Consider the following 16873-nt stretch of genomic DNA (forward strand, 5'->3'; position numbering starts at 1 on the left):
TTTGCGTGCGGAACTCGCGACAAACTTAACCGCCCCGCCCGGCAGGCGAGCTGCGGAAACTCGGTCGGTCCAGAGCAATATCGTGCGAACGAAATTTTGGCTGATAATTTGTTCGCCTGGTTGATCTGGTTGATGCGGTTGTCTATACCCTCCTGTGAACTGAGGAGTATCCCGAACTGTCGGCAGGAAGGAAATGTCCCTCAGTACCGGGTTACTTGAAAAAAGGCGGGGACCCCTGATGGAGTCTCCGCCTTATATACAGGGGGCGATGTTATTCGCAAGCTGCGGGATTAGACCAGACGGGCGTTGATCGTCTTAGCGATTTCGGCAGCGTCGGTAGAACCCTTAACGGTGGCACGGAAGCCCTCGTCCATGAGCGCCTCGGCGACCTTGGACAGGATCTTGAGGTGCGTGGTGCCGGCCTGGGCACCGGGGATGAGCAGGGCAATAGCCACGTTGACGGGAGCGCCGTCCATGGTGTCCCAACCGGTCACGCCAGAGTCGTCCTTGACGACGATGACGGCGGCCTCGGTAATGGCACCAGACTTGGCATGCGGAATAGCGAAGCCCTCCATCATGCCCGTGGTGCCCTCGGCCTCGCGGGCCAGGAAGGCGTTCATTACGGCGTCGGCGTCGTCAGCGATACCGGCCTTGACAGCCTGGTTGGAGACAAAGCTCAGGGCCTCGTCACGAGAAGCAAAATCCTCGGCGACAAAAACGTTCTCGACCTTCACGAAGTCGGAAGCCTCAGCCTTGGGGGCCTCGACGGCAGCGGCCTTGGCAGCCTCGACCGGCTTAGCGGCAGCGGCGGGAGCGGCCTTCTGTTTCTTCTCGAAGTCATACTTCTTGAAAGCAACGAACAGGATGCCACCGACCACGGCGCCGATGAGGATCGCGAGGACCCACAGCGGACCGTTCTCGACAACGGGCAGGACCAGGAAACCACCGTGAGGCGCCGGATCGTGGACGTTGAACATAATGGTCAGGATCGAGGCGATGGAGGAACCGAGCATCATGATGGGCATGACGGGCCAGATGTTCTTGGTCATGAACGGAATGGCGCCCTCGGTGATGTGGGTGCAACCAAGGATGAGGTTGACGATACCGGCGTCATGATCCTCCTGGCTGAAGTACTTCTTGCCGACGATGACGGCGAAGGTGGTGATCAGCGGCGGAACGATGCAGGCGGCGGAGACGGCAGCCATGAAGTTGGTGCCGAAGTTATAGGTGTCGGTGCCGACACCGGCAGCCAGGGCCTCGGTGAGCATAGCGGTACCGGTGACGTAAGCAGCCTTGTTGACCGGGCCGCCCATATCAAAGGCGCACATGCAGCCAATGGCAAGACCCAGGACAACAGCGCCAGAGGCAGACAGACCCTTGAGGAAGTCCATCATGGCGGTGTTAATGGCAGCCATGGGGCCGGAGATGCCGAGCATGACCAGACCGACGATGGCGGTCGAGAACAGCGGGTACAGGAAGATAGCCTTGAGGCCGTCCAGGTTCTTGGGCAGCTTGGCAAAAACCTTCTCGAGCAGCAGGATGACATAGCCAGAGAGGAAGCCGCCGACGATGCCGCCCAGGAAGCCGAAGCCCACGCCGGCACCGCCGGCATCGATCATGCCGGTCTCGGCATTAACGGGCAGGCCCTGGATGGCGATCATACCGGCGACAAAGCCGGGAACGAGCGCCGGGCGCTTGCCGATGGACTCGGCGATATAGGCGGAAAGCACGGGAACCATGAGGTTCATGGCGATGCCGCCGATGATCTTGAGCATAGCGGCAAAGCTGTTGTAGTCGGCAGCCGTCGAATCGAAGGACGTGATGCCCCACAGGAACGAAACGGCGGTCAGAACACCACCGGCAACGACGAAGACCAGCATGTGGCTGACGCCGTTCATGAGGTGCTTATAGATGATGTGACCGATGGACTCCTTCTCCTCGACCTCATCCTCGACATCGGCAGCAGCCGCAACCGTGTCGTCGCCCTTGGCGGCGAGAGCGCGGTCGATCAGCTTACCGGCAGCCTCGACGGACAGGGCCTTGGAAACACCGACGGAAACCATGGGCTTACCGGCGAAACGCTCCGCCTGGACATCCTTATCGGCTGCGACGACGACGGCCTTAGCACCGGCGATCTCACCCTTCGTGAGTTCGTTCTCGACACCGACCTGGCCATGAGTCTCGACCTTAATGGTCAGACCGCGCTCGGCTGCTGCCTTCTCCAGCGCCTCCTTCGCCATGAAGGTGTGCGCGATGCCGGTCGGGCAACCGGTGGCGGCGATGATGTCAAACTTAGCCATGTGTCCCTCCTTCTTGAGTACTGCGCCCGCGGGCGCTCCCCTACACGCGCTACGGTGCGCGCTTTTCCACTCCTGAAAGATACCAAGCCACCGCTTATATGAGAAGCAATCAAGCCTATTTCTCCGGTGAAAGGTTCTTTCACAACCGTAAACGGTCGATGAAAGTTTACCATCAACTTTTGAAACAGCAAGGTGTATCTTGTAATTGAAATCCCCGTATACTAGAGCGGCACACAACAAGACAGCTTTTAATGCCAACCAGGAGTCATCCATGTCCGATAGCAGCAAGAGCGCACTCTCCCTTATTAGCACGCACAAGGGATACAGCGAGTCCGAGCAGCGCATTGTCGACTATATCCTAGAGCACCAGTCCGAGGCACCGCTCCTAACAGCCGCGCAACTCTCGCGCGCCGCCGCAACCTCCGAGGCCACCGTCTCGCGCTTCTGCCGCAAGCTGGGCTTTGGAAGCTTTCGCAGCTTTCAGTTTTCGCTGGCGCGCGATCTGGAGAGCCAGCGCAATGAAGGCCTCACAGACGAGGTCTCGCTCGATAATATGGAGCAGAGCCTCAAAAACATCCTCGCCGCAAAGGTCAGTGAACTCAATGCGACCATCGATGGTATTGATCACGATACTCTGGCAGCCGTCGTGCACGCGTTTAAGAACGCAGGGGCTATCGAGTTTGCAGCCGTAGGTAATACCAACGCCGTTGCGCTTGACGCGACGTTTAAGTTTTCGCAACTGGGCCTTCGCTGTGTGTCAAGCACCATCAGCGAGACATCAATCGGCTTTGCGCTCACGTTGCGCCCCGGCGACGTTATCGTGCTGATCTCGAACTCTGGCAAGTCGCGTCGACTGAATCGCATGGCAAAAGCGGCTCGAGGCTGTGGTGCCACCGTAGTCGTCATCAGCAGCGACAGCAAGTCTCCGCTTGCTCGCCTAGCCGACTACACCTTTAATACCGTGAACCACGAGGCGCTGCTCACCACGGGCGACTTTGCGTTCTCCAAGATCAGCGCCACGATGATCATCGAGGTTATCTACAACTTCCTGCTGCCCGAAATCGAGGACGCCCGAGAGCACATTAGCTACTACGAGGAGCTTATCCAGCCGGATAAGGTCGTGGAATAGAAATTTTGGCGAGCCGACAAACGCCACTCGCCACGAAACCGGCCCATCTACTACGTTTTATCAATATAGCCCAACCACAAACCGAAAAAAGAAAAACCGCAGGCGTTCTACCTGCGGTTTTCTTTTTACAATTCAAGGCGTGGTTGCCGATAGCCTATTAAACGTAGTAGATGGGCCGGTTTCGTGGCGGCCGGGTCGAACATACATGTAACGGCTCGGCCTAAGCACGCGCTTCCTCGAGCATCTGCTTAGCGTGGGCCAAGCTCGCCTCCGATTGATCGCCGCTCAGCATACGGGCGATCTCTGCGGTACGGGCGTCCCCGGCCACCTCATCCAGATGGGTTTGGGGAACGTCGCCGGGCTCTTTGCTCACCACGTAATGTTTGTCGGCCATGACGGCGACCTGCGCCAGGTGCGTTACGACAATCACCTGATGCGTTGCGGCAAGATCTGCCAGAACGCTCGCAAGGGCGCGTGCAGTAGAGCCGCCAACACCGGCATCGACCTCGTCGAACACCAACGTATCCACGCCGTCCGCGTTACCCAAAACAACCTTGCTCGCCAACATGACACGGCTCAGCTCGCCGCCAGACGCAATGCGGCGCAGGGGGCGCGGCGTCAATCCGGCACCGCTACGATACAAAAGCTCGTAGCTCGACGGGCCCGCCGGCGTCCACTCGGCGCGCGGAAGATCGCGCGAGTCCCAAACGAGCTCGGCGCCGCCCATCTCCAGGCGCGCCATCTGACGGCCAACCTCGTGGCAAAAGCGCGGGGCTGCCGTATTGCGTGCACGCTTAAGTGCCTTGGCGGCGGCGAACAGTTCGCGCTCTGCCGCGCCAAGCGCTTCGCGCGCCTTCTTAATCTGCTCATCACCATCGTCTACCAGCGACAACAGCTCTCGCGAGCTATCGCGCATGGCAAACACGTCGTCCATGGTGGGACCCCACTGACGCAAAAGTCCCTTAAGGTCGGAATACCGCTCGCGCATACGAGCCAGCTCGCGCGGGTCGAAGGCGACCCCATCGCGATAGGCGCGCAGCTCGTTGGCACAATCCTCGAGCGAGATGCAGGCATCCGAAAGGGCATCGGCGATATCACCCAACTTGCGATCGACAGTAGCCATACGCGAAAGCTCCGCGACGGCACTGTTCACGGCATCGAGTGCTCCCCCTTCGGCAGCAAGCGACGCATGGGCATCGTTGGCCGTTGCCACCAGCACCTCGGCATGCTCGGAGCGCGGCAGCAGCTCCTCGAGCTCCTCATACTCACCCGGCTTGGGGTCGACCTCGGCGATGCGCTCCAGAACGAAGCGCGCCTCCTCGACACGACTCCCCTGCGCGCGTGAGGCCTCTTCGACGCGACGGACCTCTTTGGCAGCCGCGCGAGATGCCCTAAGGCAAGCACGATAGCGATCGAGCGCCTCGAGCGCCGGGCGCCCCGCCCATGCATCGACCATGGCAACATGATGCGCAGGGTCGAGCAGGCGCTGGTGCTCGTGCTGGCCGCAAAGATCCATCATCACGCCGACGCGCTCCGAAAGCTCACGCACGCTGGCGATGCGGCCGTCAATTTTTACGCGGCTACGGCCCTCGGCAGAAAGGCTGCGCTGCACGGTGAAGCCCTCCGTGTCGTGCGGACCGTCAAACAGGCGCGCCTCGACGTTGGCAAGCGTCTCGCCCTCGCGCACCGTCGACGAATCCGCGCGCTCGCCCAAAATGAGCTTAAGCGCCGAGAGCAACGCAGTCTTACCGGCGCCGGTCTCGCCGGTCAGAACCGTTAAGCCCGCGCTCGGAACCAACGTCGCCTCGCGAATGAGGGCAATGTTGGAAACCTGCAGCTCATCGATCATGACGCACTCCGTAGAACACGCGGCTCACCGAGTTATAGAAGCTCTCGGGGCCGTAATCCAGCAGCAGAACATCGCCGGGACCGCGACGCACGGCCACGCTCTCGACCGTGCCATCGCAGGAAATAAACTGTCCATCGATGGCGATCGCAGGCACGCTCGGGCGGTCATCGGACATAAAAATCTCGACGACATCGCTTGGCGAGGTCAAAAAGGCGCGAGCCTGAATGGTATGTGGGGCGATGGGCACGCAAACCATGCCCGTGTAATCGGGACTGACGATGGGGCCGCCGGCGGAAAGCGCGTAGCCTGTGGAACCGGTCGCTGTCGAAACGACGACGCCGTCACCGCGCAGGCGGTCGATATGATGGCCAGACACCGTGATGTCGAACTCAACCATATCGGACAGGGGCCCGCGCGTAAGCGCCATATCGTTAAGGGCAAACGTGCGCACGACATCCTTCGTGCCATCTTCGCGCACCGAAACGATATCCGCGGCGAGGGTGGCGCGGCGACTCACATGGAGCTCACCGGAAAGGGCATCGCTCACGACCTGCAAAATATCGCGATCCTCGGGGCTCGCAGCCGTCAAAAAACCCAAATGACCATAGGAAAGGCCCAGAATGGGGATCTCGCGGTAGTTGAGAATGCGGGCGGCACGCAACAGCGTGCCGTCGCCGCCGAGCGTAATGACCAGGTCGGCATCGTCAACATCGGGCGCACGCTGGATCTTGGAACGCTGATCGGCAGCCCATGCGACCTCGTAGCCCTGGCGCGAAAGCCAAAGCTCGAGCATTAGGCCGCTCTCGACCGCCTCTTGCTTGTAGTAATTGGGAACCAGAAAGACCTTCATAGCGTTGCAGCTTTCTCGCTCAAAGCCGTTACCTGTGATTGCAGTTCATCGTCGGCACGCTCGCCAGAGGCAAACCTCGTGCCGTACAGGAAAAACTCGACGTTGCCCTTGGCGCCATGGATGGGCGACACGCACACGTCGAGCGGAAACAGACCCTTGGCGGTAAAGAGCTCAATCGCCGCCACAAGCGTATCGCGGCGGACGGAGGGGTCGGTCACGATACCGCCCTCGCCCACCAGCGCAGCCGGCGCCTCAAACTGCGGCTTTACGAGCGTGCAAAACGAACCCGAAGGCTTCAGGCACGCCAACACGGCGTCGATGATATTCGCGATACTCGTAAACGACACATCGCAGACAGCCAAGTCGATAGCGCCGCCGTAGCCAAGCTCGGGCAGTTGTGTCACGTTGGTGCGCTCATGAAGCCTCACCCGCTCGTCTTGGCGCAGCGACCAATCAAACTGAGCGCGACCCACATCGACCGAAACAACCGTTGCGGCGCCACGCTTGAGCAGGCAATCGGTAAAGCCGCCCGTGGAGCAGCCCACATCGAGGCAAGCAAGGCCCATGGGATCGATCCCAAACGCATCGAGCGCGCCCTCGAGCTTGAGCCCGCCGCGCCCCACGTAGGGAATACGGCCCTTCACGTGCAGGGGCAGACCGGGCGTCACCTTAAGGCCCGGCGAGGTCAAACGCTCGCCGCCACTCGAGACTAAGCCGGCCATAAGAGTGCGAAGGGCATCCGCGCGATCGGCGCAGATGCCCTGTGAAATCAGTTCGTCATCGAGACGCACGCGTTTCATGAATGCCATCAACCATTCGTATCCGGAGACGCGGCCTGGCTATCCTGGGATTCGTTTGCCGCATCCTCATCGTATTCCTGCTCGAGCTTATCGGCCTCACGAGGCGTCAACTCAAACTTGTCGACCATATCGACCGCACGGGAGCCAAGTTCGATCGCCTCGTCAAACAAATCGAGCGAACGCTCCAAGGACGTATCCTTGGAGCGAACGGTAGCGATGATCTGGTCCAAGCGGTCCGAGATCTCATCGAAGTTGCGGACGGAACCCTCTGGCATGGCTACTCCTCGACGGTACCGGTCTCGACCTCGGCGACCTCGGTACCCTCGTCGAGAACGCCGGCCGCAGCCTGAGCGGCTGCAACCTTGGCGGCAGCCTCGGCGGCCTGGGCCTCCTCGCGGGCGCGGTCCTCGGCCAGCAGCTCCTGATACAGGTCCTCGCCCGGCAGCTCCTCGCTACGCGCGATCTTGCCCAGCACGCCATTGACAAACGACGCGGACTGGTCGGTGCCATAGGCCTTGGCAAGCTCTACAGCCTCGTTGATCACGATGGCGTCCGAGACCTCCTCGTCGGTGAGGAAGCGCATCTCATAGACGGCGATACGCAGCAGATTGCGATCGGCGCCGGGCATGCGCATAAGATCCCAGTTCTTGGCGATGGAGCGCAGGGCGCAGTCGATGCGGTCGATATACTCGTAGGCACCGCGGCACAGCTCCAGAGCGTAGGGGTCGAGGGGACCCTTCGAGATCAGGAAATCGCCCTCGAGGACGCGCTCGAGCGGGCTGTCCGTGGCCTCGGCCTGGAACAGCAGCTGCAGCGCCTGACTGCGGGCAAGCGTACGCCCGCGATAAACCTTAAGGCTCAAAGGTTACTCCTTGGGGAAAACGAGGCCGTCGATGCAAACGTCAACGCGCTCGACCTCGACGCCTACCTGGGCATCGATAGCTGCGACCACGGCGGAGCGAACGGCCTCGGCGAGTTTCTTGAACGGATAGCCAAAGAACACCACGACGCGCACGGTGAGTGCGAGCTTGTCGCCGATGACCTCGGCCTCTACCGGCGGCTCGGAAGCCGGGGCCTTGGACGAAAACATCATGGAGACAAGGTTGGTGGCAAGGTCCTTGACGCCCACGGAGGCGATGCCCTCGACATCCGTGACGGCGCGCGAGACGATGGCGGTCAGAACATCGGGCGAAATACCGATGCCGTCAATCTTGATTTCCTGGGGCATGAGTCCTCCTAGAAGAGTTGGTTGCTAGACGCGGGAGACGAACTTGCCGTCGCGGGTGTCAACCTTGATGACCTCGCCCTCGTTGAGGTACATAGGGACCTGGATGACAGCACCGGTGTCGATGGTGGCCGGCTTGGTGGAACCCTGAACGGTATCGCCCTTAAAGCCCGGGTCGGTCTGGACGATGGTGGTCTCGATGAACATCGGCGGGGTCACGCCCATGAGCTCGTCGTCGGCGAAGAGCAACTGGCAGGTGTCGTTCTCGCGCAGCCACTTGGAGTTCTCGCCCACCATGTCCTCGGGAACGGGAACCTGCTCGTAGGACTCATTGTCCATGAAGATGTAGTCGGCACCGTCGTTGTAGAGGTACTGGAACTCACGGGTGGTGAGCATGACGCTCTCGAACTTGGTACCGGCGTTGCAGGTGTTCTCGACGACACGACCGCTCTTGATATCGCGGGTCTTGTAGCGCACAAAAGCACCGCCCTTGCCCGGCTTGACGTGCTGGAACTCGACGATGGTGTAGACCTTGTCCTTAATGCGGAGACCGAGGCCGTTCTTGAAGTCGGCGGTAGAAATGGTAGGCATAGCGACCTTTCTTGTTATGGGTAGAACGCACAAGCGTCCAAATTACATACGAGCGAAATTATACACTTGCAGGCGGCGCCTGCGGCGAGCGCATAAAAAGAGAACGCGGGGCGCCCGAATCATTTCGGACGCCCCGCTTCCAAAATCAAACTGAATGTCTTAGCAGTCGATGACGTGCAAGTCGTGCGGGGTCTTGGTGAAGGGCTCATAGCCGTTCTCGGTGACAACACCGTAATCCTCCAAGCGCACGCCGCCCACGCCGGGCAGGTAGACGCCGGGCTCCATGGTGACAACCGAGCCGACCTCGATGATGTTCTTGCTGCGGTTGAAGTTGGGCAGCTCGTGGATGTCGATACCGACACCATGGCCCAGGCCATGGTTGTAGTAATCGCCATAACCGGCATCGCCGATGATCTTCTTGGAAAGCTTGAAGATATCGTTACCCTCGACGCCCGGATGGATAGCGGCGACGCACTCCTCGTGGGTGCGGCGCACGAGCTCGTACAGGTCGAGCTGTTCCTGCGTGGGCTCGCCCATCACGACGGTACGCGTCATATCGGAGCGATAGTCGCAGTAGCCCGCGCCATAATCCATGAGGACGAAATCGCCCTTCTCGATGACACGGTCGCTCGGGACGGCATGCGGGTTGGCGGTATTGGGACCGCTCGCGACGATGGAGCCAAAGGCCAAGCTGTCGGCACCGTTGGCGAACATAAAGTTCTCGAGCTCGTTGCGAACCTGCTTCTCGGTCATACCGGGCTTAATAAAACCGAGCATGTGCTGGAAGGCGGCATCGGTGATCGACTGCGCGTGTCGCATGAGCTCGATCTCCTCGGCATCCTTGATGGCGCGCATCTTACGAATGTCGTCATGCATCAGCGGCAGCATGCAGGCGACGGAGCGATCCTCAAGACCACGCTGAATACCCTGGTAAAAGTTAATCTGCATGTCATCCTCGACGGCGCAGACACGACACTTGTTAGCCGCGATCTTGTCGGCAACCCAACCGGGGATGGTGCCCTCGTCCATGTCGTAGACCCAGGGGCTGCCGGCGGGCGTGTTCTCCTCAAAGCTGTTGAGATAGCGCGAGTCGGTATGGAACAGGCACTGATCGGCCGTAATAAATGCGGCGTGCGGAAACTCGAAGGTGTAATCGAAGACGCCCTTCACACCCGTGAGCCAACGGAGGTTGGCCTCATCGCGCACGACGATGGCATCGTAGCCGCGCTCGACCATCAGGGCACGGACACGCTCGATACGACCGGCAGGACCGGCAGCAAACTCAGACATTCAGATTCCTTTCTTATTGTCCTCAAAAAGAGCAGGACGGGCTTCAAACGAATAGCCGAACCACAAGCGATTCGCAACCGATTGAAAACCCGTCCCTCAAAATGATACGAAAGACGATGGATGTCAATAAAGTTAAAAAAGTTCCTTGCGAGAAGCCAGATACGCCTGCGCATGGCGTTCGAGAATCTCGTCCTCGACATTTGTCAGGCGAATGGCGCCGAGCGCCGCGGGCAGCGGCAGCATGCTGCGGTTTGAGCGGGCAAACTGCTGCTTGCGGAACTCCTCGATAAACGCGGCGGGCTCCAAGTCGAAGGCAAGCTCTTCGATGCCAAAGTCCTCCAGGCAATCGTCGAGATCAAACACATTGTCGATATCGAAGTCGCAGGCATCATGTGCTAGGCGCGCCTCAAAGCGCATACCCTCGGAAAGGAGCTGGTATGCGGGAACGTTAGCCGCGGCCTCGCCCAGGCAGGCGCGAAGGGTGCGCTCCCCTGTCTTACCAAAATCGAGTGCATGGCGAGCACTGGGGTTCGTGGCCATGAGCACATCTTTGCGCGCGGTCTGGGACCACTGCACAGCATTGACGAGCGCGACCTCCTCGCCGGAAAGAATCTCGGGAACAGTCTCGGTAAACTGATTCCAGCGGGACTTGCTGCTCGAAAGCATGGTGCCAACAAGCACCACATAGCCGAGCTTGAGATCCTCGGGGTCCGCCTCGCGAACAAGGTCGAGGTCACACACGACCAAGCCCGATTCGGGACGGAACGCGATAGCGGGAAGCGCATTCGACGACGAGGCGACGAGCGGCTTCATGGTCGTCGCGACCGTGAGCATGGCGTCGAACGTTGTCGGCAGCAAGGCGCACTCGGTGCGACCGCACCACTGATTAGCACACCAGCTAACAACCGAGCAGGTTGCGGCATCACCAACGGCGACAACCAGATCGTCGCAGGTAATGCCGTTGGCAGATAGGGCGCCAAAGATGGCATCGGCATCGGCCAGCGTGGCACCAGCAGGCGAAATCTCGAGTGGGAGCTGCGACACGACAAAACCGGCATCAACCAGCGCATGCTCGACGACCTCGCCAAAACGCTCTGACGTGGCGTCGTTCCAAACCACCAACGCGCGCTTAGGCTTGCCCACAGCCGAGGCAAACATGCGCGACAGCTCCTCGAACGCGCCCAATCCGACGCGGACATCGACACTGCGGTTTTGGAAATTGATCAGTTGACGGCGAATCATAGCAGCCCACGCTCCAAAAGCATCTCGGCACAAAGGTAGGAAACGTCCTCGAAGGACTTGTTGCGAATATCAAGAGTAATATCGGCGGCCTGGCGATATAGCGGACGGCGATGCTCAAACAGGCGCGCGGCATGCTCGGGCGAACGGAAATCGGGACGCGTGTCGGACCGACGAATCTGGCGAATCGAATCCTCAAAGTCACCTTCGAGATACACACAGATACCCATCTGGTGCATAAGCTCAATATTCACCGGAGTCTCGACGATACCTCCGCCGCAGGAAACCAGCAGGCTGCGCTCGCTTTGGAGCGAACGGAGCGCCGAGGTCTCGAGCTCGCGAAAACGCTCCTCGCCCTCGGTCTCAAAAATCTCGGTCACCGATTTACCGCAACGACGCACGACAAGGCGGTCGGTATCGATAAAGCGACGTTTGAACATAGTGCCCACGTTGCGCGCAAGCGTCGATTTGCCCGCGCCCAAAAAGCCGATAAAGAAGATATGGTCGCAGCCGTGTTTGGTGTGCTGGGACATAGCGAGACCTATTCCTCGCAGGGAAGGTCGCGCAGGGCCCGGCGCTCAAAGATACGGAAGATCTGCGTATACCACAGGTCCTGAGTGGCCTGCGGCTTTACCAGGATGGTATCGACGCCGGCGAAATTGCCGCTCCACACGTCGGTGTAGAGCTGATCACCGATCAGCACCGCCTCGTCGGCCGTGGCGCCGAGGCGCTTAAGACCCGCCTTGAGGGCAAACGGAGCCGGCTTCATGGCGTGGCTAATGGCCTCGAGTCCCAGCTCGCGCGCAGAGCTCATGACCTGGTCGCGATGCCAGTTGTTAGACACCATGCACAGCTTAAAGCCTTTGGCGCGGGCGGCGTCGAGCCAAGCGGAAACCGCGGCGGGAACCTGCTCGGTGTCGCGCGGCACCAGGGTGTTATCGCGATCGAGCAGAATGGCGCGTTTGCCGTCGGCCCACAGGGTATCAAGGTCGATGCGGTCGACGGATGCAACATATCGTTTGGGGCTGAAAATCCTCATGTTTAATTCCAAGACTGTTGGTGCTCTTCGTAGGTTTGCGAGAAGTACTCCTCGTCCTGCGTAATGTAGAAATACAGGTCATCGGAGTCGGTCGGCTCAAGCGTGGCCTTGAGTGCCTCGAGCGACGGGGAGCAGATGGGCGTGGGTGGCAGACCCTCGTGCTTATAGGTGTTGTACGGGCTATCGCTCTGCAGGTCGTCGGCGGAAACCTCGCCACCGGTGACATACATCATGGTCGCATCGCTGTTGAGATAACGCAGACCGTCGAGCTTGCCGGCAAGGCGGTTGTAGAAGACCGAGGCGACATGTGCGCGCTGCTCGGCGTTGAGACCCTCGCGCTCAACGATGGAAGCGAGATTGATGATGTCGTAATCGGACATCTCCACGCCGTAACGCTCTTTGATCTTGGCCTCGCACCCGGCAAAATCGAGAGACTTGTACTCGGTGTTGAACTGATCGAGCATGGCACGGATAACGTCATCGGCGCTCGGGTCCTTGCCCAGCGAATAGGTCTTGGGGAACAGAAAACCCTCGAGCGAATCGTTGGCGGCGCCCTTAAGGAAGCTATAGTCGTCCACGTAGTTGGAGGCCTTGGCCTGGTTGAGGAAGTCTTCCTTAGAGATGCTGTCGTAGGCCTGGGCCACACGGTCGGCGACTTGATCGACCGTTAGACCCTCGGGAATAGTAAGCGCATTGGAGCCCGCATTGGGGCCTTCCATGAGCTGCTGAACAACCTTGGTCGCATCCATGAATGTGGTGAACGAATAGGTACCAGGCTTGAGCGACATATCGGCATTGAGCTTTTTGACCGCCGCATAGTAATCCTTGGGATTTTCGACGATATGGTTCTCGGAGAGGATCGAGGCGATGGTGTCGCCCGAAGCACCGTCGGGAATGGTCACCGTAACCTGCTGACCAGCCGTAACCTTCGTATCCTCACCGGCAAAGAAGCCCTTGACGGCCGGCACGACAAAGAAAGCGATCGCAGCAAGCGCGAGCACCGCCACCACAACGCCGATGATCATGGGAACCGGAGAGGCCTTCTTTTGAGCACCGCGTCGAGCACGCGTGTCGTAGCTCGAGCGGGTCGCCGGAGCAACGCCATGCAAACCGCGAGCATGATGCGAATGCGATTGGGTAGCCTGCGTTCGCCGGACAGGTGCCTGCTGCTTAAAGCGGGTACCGCCTGCAGGCTGGGCCGTACGAGCAGTGGGCTGCTGAGCCGCGCGAGAAGCCGGATGCTGAACCGAACGAGCAGAAGGCTGCTGACCCGTCCGTTGAGCAGGTTGGGCCGAACGAGCGAAGGACTGCACCGGGCGCGCGCCAGGCTGAGCTGCGCGCTGCGTCGGCTGTGCCGGACGCTGGCCAGGCTGGGCAGGGCGTGACGCGGTCTGACGTGTACGATTCGGCTGGCGCGGATCGGAAGCGCTAGGCATGCGAAACCTCCTCGTTTTTGCGATCGAGCCACGTCTGCAAAAACAGGCTGGCGGCAATCATGTCAATCTTGCCCCTCATCTGCTTTTCGTTGAGGCCCTGCTCGCGCAAGATACGCTTTGCCTCTTGCGAGGACAGACGCTCGTCCTCAAACTCCAACGGAAGATCGAGCTCGTCGGCGATCTTTTGTGCCACGGCGGCAACGCGCTCAGCCTGGGGGCCAGGCTCGCCGGCCATGGTCAAGGGACGTCCGCTTACCAGGATGTCGGGATCATAGTCCTCGACCAGGTAACGGAACGTCTTGGCCATACCGGTGACCTCAGCGGCCGGAAGCACCTTGACGGGCATCGCCATCTTGCCATCACGGCTCGAGACGGCAATGCCAATCCTGGTCTCCCCTATGTCCAGCGCGAGCGCGACCACAGCGACTACTTGGGTTCTTAGGCGCCCAGCGCGGTCTTAGCGGCCGCGAGGGCATCGGCGATACCGGCGGCGTTCTTGCCACCGGCCTGGGCCATGTTGGGACGGCCGCCACCGCGACCATCGACCAGGCCCGCGATCTGCTTGATCACGTTGCCGGCGTGGAAACCGGCCTTGACGGCGTCATCGGAGCCGGCGGCGAGCAGCGCCGGGGTGCCCTTCTCGGTCACGCTGGCGACGACGCAGGCGACAGGGCCGGCGACCTTCTGGTGCACGGTATCCCAGAAGTTGCGCAGGTCAGCAGCCTCAAGGCCCTGAAGCTCAGCGACGACAAGCTTGTAGCCATCAAGCTCGACGGCGCCCTCGATAGCATTGGAGATAGCATCGGAGGAGCCACCGGTCAGGGCCTTCTTGAGCTTATTGGACGTCTCGCGCAGCTCGGCCTGCAGGTTCTCAACGCGGGCGGGAACCTCGTCGACGCGGCACTTGAGCGCAGCGGCAGCGGCGTCAACGAGTGCCAGGCGGTCGGCCATGTAGTCGAGGGCGCCCTTGGAGGTTACGGCCTCGATACGGCGGACGTTGGAGCCCGTGGAGGACTCGGAAATGATCTTGAACAGGCCGATCTCGGCAGTGTTGGCGGCATGGGTGCCACCGCAAAGCTCACGGGAGAACGGCTGGTCCTCGGCGCCCACGGAGACAACGCGGACAACGTCGCCGTACTTCTCGCCAAAGAGGGCGACAGCGCCGGCGGCCTTGGCCTCATCGATGCCCATGACGCGGGTAACGACCGGCTTGGAAGCGAAGATCTGCTGGTTGACCAGGTCCTCGACAGCCTTGAGCTGCTCGGAGGACAGGGCCTCAAAGTGCGTGAAGTCAAAGCGCAGGTGCTCGGGCGTCACCAGCGAACCGGCCTGGGAAACATGCTCGCCCAGGACCTGCTTAAGCGCGGCGTCGAGCAGGTGCGTGGCGGTGTGGTTGCGGCGCAGGAAGCCACGGCGCTCGGCGTCGAGCGCGGCGGTCACGGTGGCGCCGACGGTCAGCGTGCCCTCGGCAACGTGGGCGACGTGGGCATACAGGCCGTTGTGGTTCTTGGTATCGGAAACCGTCAGCGCAACGCCCTCGGCAGAAAGCTCACCGGCGTCGCCCTGCTGGCCGCCCATCTCGGCATAGAACGGGGTGCGGTCGAGCACGACCTCGATATCTTCGCCCGCAGCGGCGGACTCTACGGACTCGCCGTTGCGCACGATGGCGACAACCTTGGCACCCTCGATGACGTCGTTGTCATAGCCGTCGAACTCGGTCGCGGCAACTTTGTCGGAAAGCTCGACCCACACGTCGTTGAAGCTGCCCCAGGCGTCGCCCTTGGCATTGGCGCGGGCGCGGGCCTTCTGGTCCTCCATGCAGGCGGTAAAGCCGTCCATGTCGACGTCGTGGCCAGCGGTACCGGCGATCTCGACGGTCAGGTCGATGGGGAAACCAAAGGTGTCATGCAGCTTAAAGGCAACATCGCCCGGAAGGACAGCGCCGTCGGCGAGCGCGGCCAGGGCCTCGTCCAGGTAAACGCGGCCGTTGTCGAGCGTCGTGGAGAAGCGCTCCTCCTCGGAGGCAACGATGCCCTTGACGAGCGCGACGTTCTTGAGCAGCTCGGGATAGGCCTCGCCCATCTGAGCGTTGACCTCGTCGATGAACTTGGTCAGGAAGGCGCCCTCGATACCCAGCAGGCGACCGTGGAACACGGCGCGGCGGAGCAGGCGGCGAAGGACGTACTCGCGGCCCTCGTTACCGGGGAGGATGCCGTCCGAGATCATGAAGTCGACGGCACGGGAGTGGTCGGCGATGATACGCAGCGAGCGGCTGGCACCGGAGTAATCGTCGGCGTCATAGGTCTTGCCGCTGATCTCCTCGCCCAGCTTGATGAGGTGCTGCATCAGATCGCCGTCGTAGTTGGCGGTCTTGTGTTGCATGATAGCGGCCATGCGCTCCAGGCCCATGCCCGTATCGAGGTTGCGGTGCGGCAGCTCCGGCATGGAGCCGTCCTCCTGGCGGTCGTACTGGGTAAAGACGAGGTTCCAGAACTCCAGGAAGCGGTCGCAGTCGCAGCCGGGCTTGCAGTCGGGGCTGCCGCAGCCGACCTCCTCGCCCATGTCAAAGTAGATCTCGGAGCACGGACCGCAGGGGCCGGTGGGGCCGGCGGCCCAGAAGTTGTCGTCCTCGCCCAGACGCGAGATGTGATCCTCGGCAACGCCCAGAGAGCGCCACACGTCATGGGTCTCGTCGTCCTCGGTAAAGACGGTGAAGTACAGGCGGTCGAGCGGCAGCTTGAACTCCTTGGTGATGAGCTCAAAGGCCCAAGCGCAGGCCTGCTGCTTGGAGACGCCGCCAAAGGAGAAGTCGCCGAGCATCTCAAAGAAGGACAGGTGACGGCCATCCTCGCCGATGCAGTCGATGTCGTTGGTGCGGACGCACTTCTGGCAGGAGATCGCGCCGATCTCCTTCATGGTCTTCTTGCCCTGGTAATACTCCTTAAACTGGTTCATGCCGGCGTTGGCAAGCAGCAGCGAAGGATCGTCGGGGACGAGGGACGAAGAAGGATAGAGCTTAAGACCGCGCTCCTCAAAGAAGTTGAGGAACTTAGAGCGAATCTCAGCCGTAGTCATTGACGGGTAGTCAGCACTCATAGAGGGAATCTCCTCGGTTTCATATCGAA

General features: G+C 60.8%; 16 protein-coding genes. 1 reads left to right on the plus strand and 15 read right to left on the minus strand.

Features of this window, described 5'->3' with window-relative positions; all coding sequences use genetic code 11:
* Window positions 1-290: 290 nt before the first annotated feature.
* Window positions 291-2300: a fructose-specific PTS transporter subunit EIIC gene (locus ACQRAP_RS00840; RefSeq protein WP_427747364.1), complete on the minus strand. Its 2010-nt coding sequence runs from the start codon at window positions 2298-2300 to the stop codon at window positions 291-293.
* A 271-nt stretch (window positions 2301-2571) separates the two neighbouring features.
* On the opposite strand from ACQRAP_RS00840, the gene ACQRAP_RS00845 reads away from it, so the two are divergent.
* A complete protein-coding gene (locus tag ACQRAP_RS00845) occupies window positions 2572-3429 on the plus strand; it encodes a MurR/RpiR family transcriptional regulator (RefSeq protein ID WP_427747362.1) in 858 nt (285 codons plus the stop codon).
* 220 nt (window positions 3430-3649) lie between these two features.
* Here ACQRAP_RS00845 and ACQRAP_RS00850 read toward each other — a convergent pair whose 3' ends face one another.
* The 14 genes from ACQRAP_RS00850 to alaS all read right to left on the minus strand — a co-directional run bounded on the left by ACQRAP_RS00850 (window position 3650) and on the right by alaS (window position 16844).
* Window positions 3650-5278, minus strand: coding sequence for a DNA repair protein RecN (locus ACQRAP_RS00850; protein ID WP_427794663.1), 1629 nt, complete (start codon window positions 5276-5278; stop codon window positions 3650-3652).
* The gene (locus ACQRAP_RS00855) at window positions 5268-6128 is read right to left on the minus strand and encodes an NAD(+)/NADH kinase (RefSeq protein WP_427794664.1); all 861 of its coding nucleotides are present in this window, start codon (window positions 6126-6128) and stop codon (window positions 5268-5270) included. Before ACQRAP_RS00855 ends, ACQRAP_RS00850 begins: the two co-directional genes overlap by 11 nt.
* Window positions 6125-6928, minus strand: a complete 804-nt coding sequence (locus ACQRAP_RS00860) for a TlyA family RNA methyltransferase (protein ID WP_427794733.1) — start codon at window positions 6926-6928, stop codon at window positions 6125-6127. The genes ACQRAP_RS00855 and ACQRAP_RS00860 overlap by 4 nt, the downstream gene beginning before the upstream one ends.
* Window positions 6929-6936: 8 nt before the next feature.
* On the minus strand, window positions 6937-7203 hold the full coding sequence (locus ACQRAP_RS00865; protein ID WP_154515533.1) for an exodeoxyribonuclease VII small subunit: 267 nt from the start codon (window positions 7201-7203) through the stop codon (window positions 6937-6939).
* Window positions 7204-7205: 2 nt separating this feature from the next.
* Complete coding sequence (gene nusB, locus ACQRAP_RS00870; RefSeq protein WP_427793768.1) at window positions 7206-7790, minus strand: transcription antitermination factor NusB; 585 nt, start codon at window positions 7788-7790, stop codon at window positions 7206-7208.
* 3 nt (window positions 7791-7793) lie between these two features.
* The gene (locus ACQRAP_RS00875) at window positions 7794-8156 is read right to left on the minus strand and encodes an Asp23/Gls24 family envelope stress response protein (protein WP_427793770.1); all 363 of its coding nucleotides are present in this window, start codon (window positions 8154-8156) and stop codon (window positions 7794-7796) included.
* 24 nt (window positions 8157-8180) lie between these two features.
* A complete protein-coding gene (efp, locus tag ACQRAP_RS00880) occupies window positions 8181-8744 on the minus strand; it encodes an elongation factor P (RefSeq protein ID WP_154515524.1) in 564 nt (187 codons plus the stop codon).
* A gap of 159 nt (window positions 8745-8903) precedes the next feature.
* Window positions 8904-10034: a M24 family metallopeptidase gene (locus ACQRAP_RS00885; RefSeq protein ID WP_427717316.1), complete on the minus strand. Its 1131-nt coding sequence runs from the start codon at window positions 10032-10034 to the stop codon at window positions 8904-8906.
* 132 nt (window positions 10035-10166) lie between these two features.
* Window positions 10167-11276, minus strand: a complete 1110-nt coding sequence (locus ACQRAP_RS00890) for a hypothetical protein (RefSeq protein ID WP_427794665.1) — start codon at window positions 11274-11276, stop codon at window positions 10167-10169.
* On the minus strand, window positions 11273-11806 hold the full coding sequence (locus tag ACQRAP_RS00895) for a shikimate kinase (RefSeq protein WP_154515515.1): 534 nt from the start codon (window positions 11804-11806) through the stop codon (window positions 11273-11275). Before ACQRAP_RS00895 ends, ACQRAP_RS00890 begins: the two co-directional genes overlap by 4 nt.
* A gap of 8 nt (window positions 11807-11814) precedes the next feature.
* A complete protein-coding gene (locus ACQRAP_RS00900; protein WP_117646451.1) occupies window positions 11815-12312 on the minus strand; it encodes a YqeG family HAD IIIA-type phosphatase in 498 nt (165 codons plus the stop codon).
* Window positions 12313-12314: 2 nt separating this feature from the next.
* Window positions 12315-13748 (minus strand): endolytic transglycosylase MltG, encoded by a 1434-nt coding sequence (gene mltG / locus ACQRAP_RS00905; protein WP_427794666.1) that lies wholly within the window; start codon window positions 13746-13748, stop codon window positions 12315-12317.
* On the minus strand, window positions 13741-14169 hold the full coding sequence (gene ruvX, locus ACQRAP_RS00910) for a Holliday junction resolvase RuvX (protein ID WP_427794667.1): 429 nt from the start codon (window positions 14167-14169) through the stop codon (window positions 13741-13743). Before ruvX ends, mltG begins: the two co-directional genes overlap by 8 nt.
* Window positions 14170-14186: 17 nt before the next feature.
* Window positions 14187-16844, minus strand: coding sequence for an alanine--tRNA ligase (gene alaS, locus ACQRAP_RS00915; RefSeq protein ID WP_427794668.1), 2658 nt, complete (start codon window positions 16842-16844; stop codon window positions 14187-14189).
* Window positions 16845-16873: the final 29 nt, after the last annotated feature.

This window comes from Collinsella sp. SGI.180, assembly GCF_050313455.1.
Lineage (GTDB): Bacteria > Actinomycetota > Coriobacteriia > Coriobacteriales > Coriobacteriaceae > Collinsella.

Coding starts and splice junctions, on each gene's coding strand:
- ACQRAP_RS00840 (WP_427747364.1), bottom strand. CDS start 2,300: ATGGCTAAGTTTGACATCATCGCCGCCACCGGTTGCCCGACCGGCATC.
- ACQRAP_RS00845 (WP_427747362.1), top strand. CDS start 2,572: ATGTCCGATAGCAGCAAGAGCGCACTCTCCCTTATTAGCACGCACAAG.
- ACQRAP_RS00850 (WP_427794663.1), bottom strand. CDS start 5,278: ATGATCGATGAGCTGCAGGTTTCCAACATTGCCCTCATTCGCGAGGCG.
- ACQRAP_RS00855 (WP_427794664.1), bottom strand. CDS start 6,128: ATGAAGGTCTTTCTGGTTCCCAATTACTACAAGCAAGAGGCGGTCGAG.
- ACQRAP_RS00860 (WP_427794733.1), bottom strand. CDS start 6,928: ATGAAACGCGTGCGTCTCGATGACGAACTGATTTCACAGGGCATCTGC.
- ACQRAP_RS00865 (WP_154515533.1), bottom strand. CDS start 7,203: ATGCCAGAGGGTTCCGTCCGCAACTTCGATGAGATCTCGGACCGCTTG.
- ACQRAP_RS00875 (WP_427793770.1), bottom strand. CDS start 8,156: ATGCCCCAGGAAATCAAGATTGACGGCATCGGTATTTCGCCCGATGTT.
- efp (WP_154515524.1), bottom strand. CDS start 8,744: ATGCCTACCATTTCTACCGCCGACTTCAAGAACGGCCTCGGTCTCCGC.
- ACQRAP_RS00885 (WP_427717316.1), bottom strand. CDS start 10,034: ATGTCTGAGTTTGCTGCCGGTCCTGCCGGTCGTATCGAGCGTGTCCGT.
- ACQRAP_RS00890 (WP_427794665.1), bottom strand. CDS start 11,276: ATGATTCGCCGTCAACTGATCAATTTCCAAAACCGCAGTGTCGATGTC.
- ACQRAP_RS00895 (WP_154515515.1), bottom strand. CDS start 11,806: ATGTCCCAGCACACCAAACACGGCTGCGACCATATCTTCTTTATCGGC.
- ACQRAP_RS00900 (WP_117646451.1), bottom strand. CDS start 12,312: ATGAGGATTTTCAGCCCCAAACGATATGTTGCATCCGTCGACCGCATC.
- mltG (WP_427794666.1), bottom strand. CDS start 13,748: ATGCCTAGCGCTTCCGATCCGCGCCAGCCGAATCGTACACGTCAGACC.
- alaS (WP_427794668.1), bottom strand. CDS start 16,844: ATGAGTGCTGACTACCCGTCAATGACTACGGCTGAGATTCGCTCTAAG.